Below are 12,803 nucleotides of genomic sequence, written 5' to 3'. Positions count from 1 at the left end.
GTAAGCATAAGTGCTAAAATAGTAGCATGCACCCCCATGTGCGCAAGGTGAAGCGGCTGGCAGTGATACAGGCGGCGATTTTGCTGCTTGTTCTTTGCGTACAGCTACTGTACCCGTATGAATCAGCCGTGCCGCTTGCAAAAGTGGGCGGTGAATGGGTAGCACTGCATAAGCAAAACGATCTGTCGAGCCAGTTCCAGCAGCAGTTCGAACGCACCAATGTGGAACTAAAAACCGGCAGTAGAGCGATCGTGACGCCACTTACCAAACTAGGTGCGTCGGTGAATGCCGAGCGCATGAGTGAGCAGCTGGTCGCGTACCCTTTGTGGCAGCGCTTTATTCCATTTTCACTATTATTCAAATGGCCGCAGGTGAGTACGCTCGATGTGAGTTTTGATGGTCAGCAAGTAACAAAAGTAACAACTGATGTTGCTGCGCAGTTATCGAGCGAACCCGTCGATGCAACGCTAGCAATCAAGAACGGGCAGCTAGAGGTTACGCCAGCGCAAAACGGCTACCATGTGTCGGCCAGTGAGGTGCGCAATGCCCTGATAGCTGGTAGCTATAGTAGTGAAAAAACTACCATTGCTGTGCCTTCAAAGCCACTCATTCCCCAGCGGCCCGACAAAGCAATCGCTAGTGCCACCTTGCAGGCCAAAACAGTTCTGGCTAAGCCCATTACTATTACTGTGGAAGGCAAAGGAACCTATACCCCTGACCCACCCACAAAGGCAGGCTGGCTGCAGATTGACACTCAACCGACATCGGCAGCGCTTGTTGCGAACAAAGAATCGATCAAACAGTACATCGAAGCCATAAATGACAAGCTGAAAGTTGCGCCAGTGTCGACCACAGTGGCGGTGGTTGATGGGAACGAAACCGCTCGCACGGCTGGTACCCCTGGGCAGTCGCTCGACGTCGATGCGGTTGCAGCGGAACTTGAAGCGGCGCTGCTTTCCGACACGCCGATTAGCCTTACCGTGCAGCTGCAGCCAGTTGCACCTGGGGTAGCCTATAACCGCAGCTACAGCCACAGTGAGGCTGGGCTACGCGCCTATGTAGCCTATGCTACCAGCACGCAAAATGTGCGGATTGCCGTGCAACAGCTCGGCGGGCAGGGCTGGAGTGCCAGCGGCAGGGCCGACGAAAGTATCCCCAGTGCCAGCACGTACAAGCTATTTGTCGCCAAGCGCTTGTTCCAGGCTATGGACGACGGTACGGTGCACTGGGATGACCCAATGCTCGATACGACGGTTAGCGGCTGTTTCGACCGTATGACGATTGCCAGTACTAACCCGTGTGCTGTGGAGTGGCTCAGCCAGTTCGGACGCGATGCCATGAATAACTATGTCTATTCGCTTGGGTTTAGTAGCGGTACGACCTTTACGCACCCCGAAGCGGTACATACCACAGCGGCCGACCTGACAAAGTTTATGATTGGTCTGGAAAATGGCAGTTTGGTAGGCGGTGCGTACCGTGACCACCTGTTGCACTCACTCAGCACACACACCTACCGCTATGGTATTCCAACAGGAGTCAAGGGCACGGTGTACGACAAAGTAGGATTTTTGTGGGACTACGTGCATGACACGGCGATCGTGTATGGGCCAAAGGGTAGTTATGTTTTGACGATCATGACTAAAGGCTATTCCTATGCCTATATTGCCAATGTGGCGCGCCAGATTGAGCAGATTATGTATCCCTGATACCATAAGGGTATGAAGATTCGACTTGATCAAGCGGTTGTGAAAGCCGGGCTGGCGCCTACGCGCTCGCAGGCCGAGAGCTGGATACGCCTTGGTAAGGTGTCAGTGCAGGGTAAACTGGTCAGTAAACCGGGGTATTTTGTCGACGAGAATGACGAATTAGAACTGACAGCGAGCGAACGCTATGTCAGCCGGGCCGGGCTAAAGCTTGCATCGGTGGCTGACATGTTTACGGTATCATTTGCAGGTAAAGTAGTGCTCGACGTCGGTAGTAGCACCGGTGGATTTACCGATTATGCTCTGCAACACGGCGCAAAAAAGGTGATTGCTGTCGATGTCGGTACCGATCAGCTGCACCCGAGTCTGCGCGGCGATGCGCGCATAGAACTACACGAAAAAACCGATATTCGCAGTTTTCGGCCACTACTGACCCCCGACATTGTAGTGATAGACGTCAGTTTTGTAAGCTTGCGTGATATTTTGCCCTATATTGCCACCCTATGCTGCCCAACTACCACGGTACTAGCGATGGTGAAGCCGCAGTTTGAGGCAACTAAAGCCCAAGTAGGCACGAGCGGGGTGATTAAAAATGACCGTGTGCGTCGTGACATACTAAAAAGTTTCGAACAATGGGTGAAGAATTATTATATTATTGTTGATAAAGCAGACAGTGATGTGAAGGGTAGCAAAGGCAATCACGAGCGATTTTTTGTGCTACAGACTTTAAAACATAAGTAGTATAGAATACTATTTACATTTAATCTACAATATGCTAATATAGCCAAAGCATCTACCCTGCCGACACGTGGGGTGGGGTGAGTGCCTGATCGGGCTGTCGCAGTAATTGCGCTTGCCTGGATGACAGGCGCATTTGACAATCTGATCATCTCACGTTCAATCCCTGGAAGGGGTGTGAAGCATGAGTGCAACAACGCATCGTGCGCCCAAGTGGCGTGTGAACGTAGGGCGCTGGCTGGCGATCTTGGTGATCGCCGTGATCGGCGTGAGCCTCAGTCCTCGCATGGCCTACGCATGGTCGACGTCTCAGTCGGCTACGGCTGTCTGTAGCAACTCAGGCGTGCAGGTGAACGCTACGTTCACCAACACTGAGCCGGCTAGTTCTGGCCTCGACATGGTGGTCACTGCAACGGTGGCCAGCAAGTCGGGTGGAACCAAGACCGTCAAGGTGGGTGCCACCGAGCAGTTCACTATCGACCTCGGTGTCTACACCACGGCCGGCGGTACGGTCACGTTCGCCCTGAAGTGGGCGAACCAGGCCGGTACCGACACGCGGACTGTGACCTTCGGGGCGTTGAACTGTGTGCCGGCCAACCCTGGCCCGCGCACGGTCACGACCGACTGGGTCGATGGGGCCAAGAGCTGCGCAACCGCAACGGTTGTCCAGACTCGTACTGTTACCACTATCCCACAGGTGTGGGGCGACTCGGTGGGTCAGTACGTCGATGCTCCTGAGTCCGAGTGGACCACGAAGACCGAGTCGCGTAACCGCGACATGACGGCGGACGAGAAGTCCCAGTGTGCCGGTCCACAGCCGCCGCCCGACGTTTCGTTTGGTGACTGGACTGATGGGGCTAAGAGCTGTCCGACCGGAACGGTCGAGCAGACGCGGACCGTCACCAGCACGCCCAAGATGCTCAACGCTCTTGGAACGGCCTGGGTGCTTGATCCGGCTCACGCTGTGACGACCACTGAGACCCAGACCCGTGCCATGACCGATGCCGAGAAGGCGTCATGTCCGGTCGCTACCGTCAAGCTGTGCGGCTCGTTCGTCGGCTACCCGGCTGGCAGTGAGTGGTATGCGATCGCCGTGTACCAGGGCGAAGAGTTCCTTACCTTCGGGTGGAACCCCGTCGCTGATGGTATCAGTCTTGAGCTGCCCTCGCAGGGACTCTACGGAGTGACGCTGGTCGTTCGCGGCCCTGATGGCACCGAGTTGAGTCGGACCGAGTATGGCCCGGACAACCCGCTGCCTTCGGAGTGCGTGGTCTACACGTTCACGCCCGAGAAGGTGGCCATTCCCACGCAGCCCGCGTCGACTGACCGGTGCAACCCGGCCGGTGGTGCGGTTGTCCCGCCCGTTTGGGACGCTACCACCGACACCGACAAGTACACTTGGTCAGTGAACGACAAGGGTCAGAAGGTAGCGACGCTCCGTGACACTGTTCGGACCACTTGGTCTGACGGCACCACGGCGCCGAAGGTCTTCACGCTGCCAGCTGACAACGGTGTGGTGTGCCAGGTTCCCAACAAGGACTTGGCGCCCCTGATCGTCACCAAGACGTGCGGCGGAGTGGTGAAGGTCGCTAACCCAGCGGCTAACCCTTCGGTGCTGGTGCTCTGGGGTGACGACCTTGTGAACACCGAGAACATCTCGGGTCAGTTCACGGTCGCGCCTGGCGCCACCGAGCAGTTCACCACGACCTATGCGATGGTGGATCTGTCGTTTGGTCCTACGGTTGCGGGCTTCGAGCCCTACCTGCAGGCCAACTTTGCGACCGATCAGTCGGAGTGCCCGGTGACCCCGCCGATGCCGCCTAACCCCGGTCCTAAGACCGTGCTGGTCAGCAGTGATGTTGCTAATTCGGTGTCCTGCACCGAAGGTACGAAGCTGGTTGAGACCAGCACGTATTCTGTCCCCCAGGTTCTGGCGGACAGCAAGTACACAAATGACCCCAACCGGGCTCATTGGATACTGGTCGGCGAGCCGACCGTGAAGAGCGTCAAGCTCGACGCGGCTGAACTGGCTACGTGCCAGCAGCTGCCCAACACGGGTAGCGATATCAGTTTGCCGCTGTGGATCAGTCTGGGGCTCATGGCCCTTGGTGCTGGTCTGCTGCTGGCGAACCGGCGCCTCCGCCGCGTCGAGGGATAGCCGAACGGCTCGCTTGTAGTCCTTAGGACTGTGAGCGAGCCCATATAACCTGGCGCCTTGTTCTCTGTAGCAATACAGAGGATGAGGCGGCCAGGCTTTTTTTATGTGAAGTTATTTGCTCACATTGAAGCGAAATTCAACGACATCGTTTGGCTGCATCACGTAGTCGCGCCCCACGGTCGCAACTTTGCCGGCAGCCTTAGCCGCTGCTTCAGAGCCGGCGGCAACAAGGTCGAAATAGTCGACAACTTGTGCGGCTATGAAGCCTTTTTCAAAATCAGTGTGGATAACACCTGCGGCCTGTGGTGCGGTCGCGCCTTGCCTGATCGTCCAAGCGCGCACTTCTTTGGGGCCGGCTGTCAGGTAACTCTGTAGTCCCAATATATCGTAGGCGGCATGAATCATTTGCACCAGGCCTGCTTCGGGAATATCGTAGGCAGCGAGCAATTCTGCTGCGTCAGCTGGATTGAGTCCTTTTATTTCATCTTCAAGCTTGGCGCAGATAAACAGTGCATGACTCTGCTGGGCGAGTGCCCGTAGCTCGCGCTTTTTTGCCTCATCGACTAGTGTTTCTTCGTTGACGTTGAACACATAAATCACTGGTTTTGCTGTCAGCAGGTGCAGATCGCGAATGATTTCTGGATCGAGATCACTTTGCTGATTGAGTAGCTTGCCCGACTCAAGGAGCTGCTTGAGTGATGTTAGGTAAGCGACAGTTTCTTTTGCCTTGGGGTCGCTTTTTGCTTCTTTTGTAAGCCGCACCAGTCGGGTGTCGATGGTTTGAATATCGGCGAGCGCTAGCTCGGTATTGATGGTTTCGATATCACGCTGCGGATTGACGCTATCTTCCACATGTAAAATGTCAGTATTTTCAAATGCTCGCACAATATGGACGATGGCGTCGCACTGGCGGATATTGGCCAGGAACTTGTTGCCAAGGCCCTCGCCCTTGCTGGCACCAGCGACGAGCCCGGCGATGTCAACGAAGGTGACGGTAGCGGGGATGACTCGCTCGGCATTGTACATGCGTGCGAGCATACCAAGGCGCTTGTCGGGCACAGGTACCACGCCTGTATTCGGATCGATTGTGGCGAATGGATAATTCGCCGCCAAAATATCATTGTTAGTGAGGGCATTGAATAGTGTTGACTTGCCAACATTGGGCAGGCCCACGATACCAATAGATAAGCTCATAGCAGATTATTATAACAGTGGTGACGAGATATTGCTATGGAATTAGTGAAACAGGAGGGAGACTTACTCAGTAATTCGCTTATGGTATATAATGCAGGGTATGAAACGCGTTCACGGTCGTAAGTGGTGGGTAGTGGTCTTTGTTGTGCTGACGACGGGTATTGGGGTGACGGTATTTCAGCATCACGTGCAGGCGATATCGAACAACGGCCCCGACAAAGCTGAGTTTGGTGGTGCTAATGTATCGTACTATCTAGCAAATACTGACGATGTGAGCGGTGCTAAGAGCACTGGTATCCCAATCTACCTCGACACCGCACCGGGCAGTAATGTGCGTGTTACGTTTTGGTGTGATGACCGTCCTCGTGGCATCCAAGTCGACTCACCAGTAGCGGGTGCTTCGTCGCCGTGGACTATGTGCGACAATAATAGCGGTTCGACAGCCGGTAGTTTCTGGGTACCTGCAAGTGAATTTCATTACAACGCTGACAGCAAGAAATACAAAGCACTTGTAAAGTTCTCGCTTATCTCCGATTCCAATCGCCGTGGCTTTCGCCTAGGGCTGCCAGATGGGGGTCTCATTGGATATTCAAGTGCTGACAACGATGAGCGATTTGCCATTCTTAACCAAGATCGATGCCGTCAGGCAAATGACGATGGCTGCGGCAACTTTTTTACTTACAGCCTACCGTTTGCAGCGCCATGTACAGCCGACACTGGGACGGCGAGTATTATTGTATATGACCCAGATAATGACGCTAGTAGTAGTGATGGTGCCGCACAGTATAGTCGTACTATGTCTGCGTATGTCGAGGATATCGATACGGGTATTCGTCAGAACTTTAGTACGCCGTCATCGGGCAACGGCATGACGGACACGTTTGTTTTTACTCATACCAAAGGCCACCGATACAATTTTGTACTCACCGATGTGTATACTAACAATGTTATTCAGTTCAAGCTGCCTTACGATAGTATTAACGCTGCCAGCCGCTGTGGGATTAACAACTTGTTGCCGAGTACAAAAATTAAGGGTGTTTCTATGACAACACTGAGTTTGGGTGAATCAGTAGTGCCAACCGAGATTGTGCATAATTCTGGTGAAAAAGCTGACTATAGCTCAAGGTACGGCGCCTACCAGTTTGTAATACCAAGGGGGAAAAGCTTTCCTCTGGCGGGTGTGTTCAATCAGTCGATTGATGGTTATGCCTTTGCGCTTGCTAGTTACGCCGATGCCGGTGAGGCGTGCAACGATTGGTTAAGGACACTCCCAGGAGCTGCGGGTAATATTGTGTGTCAGTCACGGACAGCAAACGGTAGTTTGATATTTGACAGAGGCGATACGTCAATTACCGACGCCATACCTATACGCGCTGACGACTATTCCCTTGGCGATATAGTGTGTCGTATGCTGGCTGTTCGTTCGTTTGATTTTCCTAACATGTCGACGGCCTGGCGCCGGGTATCATACCCAGCTTGCGTAAAGATTGCCAAGAGGCCAACTGTTCAAATATGGGGTAATGATACGAGAGTTGGGAGTGCCACCAGCACTAGTGCCAATATCGCTAGCAGTATAGTAGGCGGCATGATGTTGTCGGGAGATGGAGCTACGGGTTCTTGGGGTGAATATGGGGTCATAGCACCGGACTCAATCAACGGATTTTCTTCGGGATCGGGATTTAACCGACTGGGTCTGCCGGGCGCGCAGAGTGCCTGGAGTAAACTGACGTTTTCAAATACTGCGCCAACACTGGGTCAGTTTGGTGCACCGTTGTTTGTTGGGGGTCTCCCCGATATGGAGCAATACTTTGGTTCGAAGCCCTCCGCAGATACAACGGTATACAGCGGTAATCACATAATTAGTGCCTATAGTCCCGGTGTCCACTACGTTAAGGGCACAGTTATTATTGACCGAGATATAGTTCATCCCAATCCTACACTACTCGATGAAACGACTATTTCTCAAATGGTAATTATTGCCACTGGCAACATTATTATCCGTGACACCGTGCAAACAGTTAACGCGTGGCTCGTGGCATCTGCTGGCTATGTTAGCACATGTGACGAACACTTATCTGATCAACTAACGACTAATATATGCGGGCGTCCACTTATAGTAACGGGCCCGATTGTTGCTAAACAATTATTTTTGCGGCGGACTGCAGGAAACGCCCGCAACCCTGCCGAAGTCATCGATCTCCGGAGCGATGCCTTTCTATGGGCCCATCGAGTTTCAGTCAGCAATGGTAAGTGGGTCACACGGTCACTAAGAGAACTGTCACCACGGTATTAGGGTGGTGCAAGCTTAATACGGCTGTTATACTAAATACATATGTAAGCACAAGTAGTTTGGGAGGAAAGTCTATGCCTTATCGTATATCAGCCGGTTTTAGCAAAGTAGCCTTTGTGCTCATTCTTTGCTGTGTCTTTGTCGGTGGAGCTGTTGGCAGCGTGCTGCTCGGTTATGGCTATATCGGCATCAAGCAACCTTCGCAACAGGTGAGGTTAGTTGCAGACGTATGCGATAAGAAGATTGTCGATCAATACAATGCTGCTTTCGATGATATCAGTAAGCAGCCTGCCAGGTTGTCCCAGCTCGAGAAGACAATTGTATCGCGTAGTGGCTACAGGGATGACTCGACCTGTCTCTATATACTGACACAGAAAAGCTTAGTTGACGGTAATACCGTCATCGCCACTAGTTATCTTAGTTCACTGAAGTCTAATGTCGATAAGGGTGTATATGTTAATACTAATCTGCGGGGCGTGAGCAGCGTGGAACAACTCGAAATTTCCATTAAGACCTATCAGACAAGCACTGCCAATCCGCCGAAAGGTGAAGGATAACGATTTCCATGAGTCGATCCCACTTAATCGTGACACTACTTGTACTTATGTTACTTAGTGTAGCCGGTGCGATTATACCGTCGGTAGAGGTCTTCGCCGATAATCGTGTGCCATATAACACTGCTGAACAAAATGCCTATAACCTATGCTATTGGGGGGAGGGCACCGCATTCGGTGCACGTGGTGCAATATGGTTCACAAACAGCGCGAGCTATTATAACGATACAGTGAACGTTTCGAGTGATGCACAAACAGTAGATGTTTCAATTAGGGGATCGGTCTATGGTTGTAAATATGGTAGTCCCGGTGATGTAAAGGCAGTCGATGTGAGAACGGATGCTCCTAACGCGACGCTTCTTTCAAACCTCAGTAGTACGACGCTGTCTCGTGGTACTTTGCCAAGTCCGGCTGCGAGCAACTGGTCAACAAAGGGGGGTGAGATTACAGCTACACTCAATATTAGTTCCGTCCCGCTTAATACTACTAGCAGTCCAGTAACAACTACCCTCCAAGTAGGTATTTACCGCTGCTTCTCCCAGAATGGCACAAAAGGTGCCTGCTATACAGAGGTTGTCAATGTATATGTCACCCGTGCCGGTCGAGCAAATTCCTGGACATCATCGGCTGCAACGCAGGTCTTTTATACTCGCAGCGATGGTTCGACAGGTAGTGGCAGTCTAATCGATGCCTTTCCGGGCGATAAATTAGAGTGGAGCCATAGTATGACAATTAGTAACTTTACATCGGGAGCGTCCGCTCAAAATATGTGGGACGCCTCGCAGCGTACAGGTAGTTGGAGTGGCTCGATAGGGGTTGACCAACCCAAGGCCTTCAATAGTAATACATCTTGGAGTATCACCGACCCATTCGGGCTTTATACAGTGACAGCTGCCGATATAGGAAAAAACTTGTGTCAACGGCTGGTATGGCAGCCATTTTCGTACAATGACAGCAGTTTGCATGCCACGAGCGACGTGTGTGCCCGAATCCACTCCGACTACAACTACGAGCCGTATTCTAGCCTACTCGACGCTTCAAAGCGCAGTACGATCTCGGTTGGTGACACTGTCGCAACTACTGACATGGTGTATCGCAACGGCAATACACCCGAAACCGCCACAGAGTGGACGGTCTATGAGTTTGTGATAGGCAAGAATGATCCTTTGCCGAATTTTGCGGTGCATTTCAACAAAATTGGTGCGCACGGCAGTTTTGCTCAAGTGAGCTATGGCGGTACCCAGACGGTATGCGACTGGCTCTCTACCACCTACACACAGGTCAAATCAACGAACTGTAAGCTGTCTAAATTAAAAAATGGCAGCAACGCACAGGGAACAGAAATCATTACGTCGGACAAAACAATCGATACAGAAGCTATCGCCACAAGTGCCAATGTGATTGGCGAGAAGATTTGTCGTGTTGTTGCTGTCCGGCATTTTGATTACACTACGAGTGCAGCAAGTGATACTACTAGGCGTATTGCCGATCCGGCCTGTGTGCTTATAGGGCAAAAGCCGCTAGTCCAGGTGTGGGGTAATGATCTGAGAGTCGGTTCAAGTACTACAGTTGCCACCAACCTGTTGTCTCGCGTAGAGTCTGGTCTTCTGACAGTGAATAGTGGCGGAGCGGTAAGAACATTTGGCTCTTGGGGCGAATACTCAGTTCTCGCACCCAGTGTGGTTGCTAGTGTTGCATCGGGTTCTGGTCTCAATGCGGCTGGAGCAACTAGCACGGCCGCTTCATGGAGTCGGCTAACATTCGCCAACAATACAGCTGCGCTCGGTAATTTCGGTTCTGGTGCACAAATCGGTACTGTCCCCGACATCAAAGCTTACTTTACGAAGCCGACCATACCTAGCGGTGTCACTAGGCGAGATGTTGGTGATGTTACACTAACATCGGCAGACTATGTGGCAAACCAGGTGGTGTATTCAAGTGGTGTTGTCACGATTGCTTCGTCACTCAATGCTCCAAACGGCGTTCTGACAGGGACTGATAAGAATATCGAACAGTTTGTGATTATTGCAAATGCAATCCGTATCTCCCAGAACGTTAGAAATATAGACGCTTGGCTTGTTGCTCCGGGTGGGGTAATTGATACTTGCTATGAACACAGCGAACCTCTGACGGCGAATGATTGCAAGCAAGATTTACGCGTAACTGGTCCGATAGTCGCGGGTAGCCTACTGCTAAAACGAACTTTCAGTAGCGCTGGCGCGCCAGCCGAAGTACTCGACATGAGAGCCGATACCTATATATGGTCGCACCGTGTTTCGGCCACGAACGGCGTGTGGAAGACGAAAAGTATCACTGAGCTCCCACCGCGATACTAATGCCATAGGAGTAAAAACACTTGCCAATATACATATCGCTTATGTATACTAAAGAGTAATATGAGTATGCTAAAAGGGATGGGCGATTTCTTTGCACTGGATATTGGCACTAACGCCATTCGTGTCGTGCAACTAAAGAAGGCTGCAAGTGGCTGGGTATTAGATCATTACGGCTATGCACCGGTTGACAGCAGGCTTACTGGCAGTGACTCTGAAGAGGCGCGACGTAAGGTTTCAGAAGTTATCATGACAGCCGTAGGTCAGAGTGGTATTAAAACCAAAAATGTCGTGATCGGCCTTCCGTCAAGCAAAACCTTCACAACAATTATCGACGTACCCATGTCGAGTGAATCAGAACTAAAATCCACGATGAAGTATCAGATTGACCAGTATATTCCAATGGCGGTCGATGAAGCTAAAGTCGACTGGGCACTCCTTGGTGTATCGCTGAGAGCACAAAACCAGCAGGAAGTATTACTTTCAAGCGTATCTAAAACGTATAGTGAGGAGCGGCTCGAAATGGTTGAGGCACTTGGGCTTAATGTTATTGCTGCCGAGCCCGATCCGATTGCCATGGTTCGCGCGCTGACAGTGCAAGGTTCGCAAGGTGCAGTCGTACAGCTGGATATGGGTGAAAACTCGACCGATATCGCTATTGTATATGGCGATGCGCCTCGGCTCATTCGTACCATTCCCACCGGTATTAGTTCATTTGTTAAGGCAACTGTTTCTAACCTGAATGTCCAAGATGATCAGGCTCGACAGTTTATTCTCAAATTCGGCCTTGCCCCCGATCGACTTGAAGGACAGGTGTTACGAGCACTTGAAACTACACTCGATAATTTCGCCGGAGAGATTACCAAATCGATCAAATTTTTTGAAACACGCTATCCGAGTGTTACTACTGAAGGAGTGTTACTGGCTGGTTTTGCGTCAGCTATTCCGCAGTTCGACAGCTACCTGGCTGGAAAGGTCGGCAAGCAAGTGCATGTAGCTAACCCCTGGCAAGGTATTCAAATGACCGAGAATGATCAAAAACAGCTTGGCCCGGTCGCTACCGAGTTTGCCACCGTGATTGGACTTGCCAAAAGGAGTGGTGAGCTATGATCGAAGTAAACCTTATCCCTGATGTAAAGCAAGCTTTTATTCGTGCGCAGAAAATGCGCAATATGGCAATCACGCTGGCGATCGTTATTGGTGTCACTGCCGGTGGAGTTGTAGCGCTCTTGGCACTTTTCCTTGGTGGTCAGGCGATTACTGAGACAGTTGTGCGCGATAATATTAAGAAAGATTTCAAAACTTTTCAATCAATCGATAATATCGAGAATGTACTGACAATCCAAAATCAGCTCTCTAAAATCTCGGACATCCACCAGAATAAATCAATCGATTCGCGCGTCTTTGATCTGCTTGCTGCAATCAATCCACCAGCGCCGAACGACATCAAGATATCAAATATTAAACTCGATCCTGAGACCAAAAATCTCACAATCGAAGGCTCGGCAGTAAACGGCTATCCAGCTACCGAAACATTTCGAAAAACTATCCTCAACACGAAACTAGAGAGTGGTAGTGGCGACGACTTATCGTCGGTGACACTTACCGATAAAGTAATCATGGGCGAAACCAGTTACGGTGAAGGAGCCAACGGAGGAAAGGTCTTGAGATTCTCACTATCATTCACGTATCCTGAAGGGCTTTTCGACAATACGCTTCAGTCGATTAAAGTTGTTACACCGACGAACAAGATCGATGTGACCGATTCACGAACCCGTGTACCAGACTCACTATTTAGCCAACAGGCTAAAGACACAACGGAGGGCAACTAGT

At 51.3% G+C, this 12,803-nt stretch carries 11 protein-coding genes; 9 read left to right on the top strand and 2 right to left on the bottom strand.

Annotation, left to right across the window (positions count from 1 at the left end):
* Positions 1-26 precede the first annotated feature (26 nt).
* The 3 genes from IPM09_04140 (at position 27) to IPM09_04130 (ending at position 2,774) form a co-directional block, all read left to right on the top strand.
* Entirely contained in the window at positions 27-1,706 is a 1,680-nt protein-coding gene (locus IPM09_04140) for a peptidoglycan binding domain-containing protein (GenBank protein ID QQS21679.1), read from the top strand.
* 12 nt (positions 1,707-1,718) lie between these two features.
* Complete coding sequence (locus tag IPM09_04135) at positions 1,719-2,444, top strand: TlyA family RNA methyltransferase (GenBank protein QQS21678.1); 726 nt, start codon at positions 1,719-1,721, stop codon at positions 2,442-2,444.
* Between the two features lie 81 nt (positions 2,445-2,525).
* Complete coding sequence (locus tag IPM09_04130; GenBank protein ID QQS21677.1) at positions 2,526-2,774, top strand: hypothetical protein; 249 nt, start codon at positions 2,526-2,528, stop codon at positions 2,772-2,774.
* A gap of 4 nt (positions 2,775-2,778) precedes the next feature.
* On the opposite strand, the gene IPM09_04125 is transcribed toward IPM09_04130, so the two are convergent.
* Positions 2,779-3,402, bottom strand: a complete 624-nt coding sequence (locus tag IPM09_04125; protein QQS21676.1) for a hypothetical protein — start codon at positions 3,400-3,402, stop codon at positions 2,779-2,781.
* A gap of 33 nt (positions 3,403-3,435) precedes the next feature.
* On the opposite strand from IPM09_04125, the gene IPM09_04120 reads away from it, so the two are divergent.
* Complete coding sequence (locus tag IPM09_04120; GenBank protein QQS21675.1) at positions 3,436-4,599, top strand: LPXTG cell wall anchor domain-containing protein; 1,164 nt, start codon at positions 3,436-3,438, stop codon at positions 4,597-4,599.
* 111 nt (positions 4,600-4,710) lie between these two features.
* Here the strand turns inward: IPM09_04120 and ychF are convergent, their stop codons facing one another.
* On the bottom strand, positions 4,711-5,793 hold the full coding sequence (ychF, locus tag IPM09_04115) for a redox-regulated ATPase YchF (GenBank protein ID QQS21674.1): 1,083 nt from the start codon (positions 5,791-5,793) through the stop codon (positions 4,711-4,713).
* A gap of 100 nt (positions 5,794-5,893) precedes the next feature.
* On the opposite strand from ychF, the gene IPM09_04110 reads away from it, so the two are divergent.
* The 5 genes from IPM09_04110 (at position 5,894) to IPM09_04090 (ending at position 12,802) form a co-directional block, all read left to right on the top strand.
* Positions 5,894-8,086, top strand: coding sequence for a hypothetical protein (locus IPM09_04110; protein ID QQS21673.1), 2,193 nt, complete (start codon positions 5,894-5,896; stop codon positions 8,084-8,086).
* Between the two features lie 71 nt (positions 8,087-8,157).
* Positions 8,158-8,640, top strand: coding sequence for a hypothetical protein (locus IPM09_04105; protein QQS21672.1), 483 nt, complete (start codon positions 8,158-8,160; stop codon positions 8,638-8,640).
* 8 nt (positions 8,641-8,648) lie between these two features.
* Positions 8,649-10,973 (top strand): hypothetical protein, encoded by a 2,325-nt coding sequence (locus IPM09_04100; GenBank protein QQS21671.1) that lies wholly within the window; start codon positions 8,649-8,651, stop codon positions 10,971-10,973.
* 60 nt (positions 10,974-11,033) lie between these two features.
* Positions 11,034-12,080, top strand: coding sequence for a type IV pilus assembly protein PilM (gene pilM, locus IPM09_04095; GenBank protein ID QQS21670.1), 1,047 nt, complete (start codon positions 11,034-11,036; stop codon positions 12,078-12,080).
* Positions 12,077-12,802, top strand: coding sequence for a hypothetical protein (locus IPM09_04090; GenBank protein QQS21669.1), 726 nt, complete (start codon positions 12,077-12,079; stop codon positions 12,800-12,802). The genes pilM and IPM09_04090 overlap by 4 nt, the downstream gene beginning before the upstream one ends.
* The last annotated feature ends 1 nt before the right edge of the window (position 12,803 follow it).

The organism is Candidatus Saccharibacteria bacterium (assembly GCA_016700015.1).
Taxonomy (GTDB): Bacteria; Patescibacteriota; Saccharimonadia; order Saccharimonadales; family Saccharimonadaceae; genus Saccharimonas.
The sequence above is the reverse complement of the archived record's forward strand: the minus strand, read 5'-3'. Positions and strand labels throughout refer to the sequence as shown.

What these genes read in the sequence shown, in the direction of transcription:
- IPM09_04140 (QQS21679.1), top strand. Translation starts at nt 27, where the DNA reads ATGCACCCCCATGTGCGCAAGGTGAAGCGGCTGGCAGTGATACAGGCG.
- IPM09_04135 (QQS21678.1), top strand. Translation starts at nt 1,719, where the DNA reads ATGAAGATTCGACTTGATCAAGCGGTTGTGAAAGCCGGGCTGGCGCCT.
- IPM09_04120 (QQS21675.1), top strand. Translation starts at nt 3,436, where the DNA reads ATGACCGATGCCGAGAAGGCGTCATGTCCGGTCGCTACCGTCAAGCTG.
- ychF (QQS21674.1), bottom strand. Translation starts at nt 5,793, where the DNA reads ATGAGCTTATCTATTGGTATCGTGGGCCTGCCCAATGTTGGCAAGTCA.
- IPM09_04110 (QQS21673.1), top strand. Translation starts at nt 5,894, where the DNA reads ATGAAACGCGTTCACGGTCGTAAGTGGTGGGTAGTGGTCTTTGTTGTG.
- IPM09_04105 (QQS21672.1), top strand. Translation starts at nt 8,158, where the DNA reads ATGCCTTATCGTATATCAGCCGGTTTTAGCAAAGTAGCCTTTGTGCTC.
- IPM09_04100 (QQS21671.1), top strand. Translation starts at nt 8,649, where the DNA reads ATGAGTCGATCCCACTTAATCGTGACACTACTTGTACTTATGTTACTT.
- pilM (QQS21670.1), top strand. Translation starts at nt 11,034, where the DNA reads ATGAGTATGCTAAAAGGGATGGGCGATTTCTTTGCACTGGATATTGGC.
- IPM09_04090 (QQS21669.1), top strand. Translation starts at nt 12,077, where the DNA reads ATGATCGAAGTAAACCTTATCCCTGATGTAAAGCAAGCTTTTATTCGT.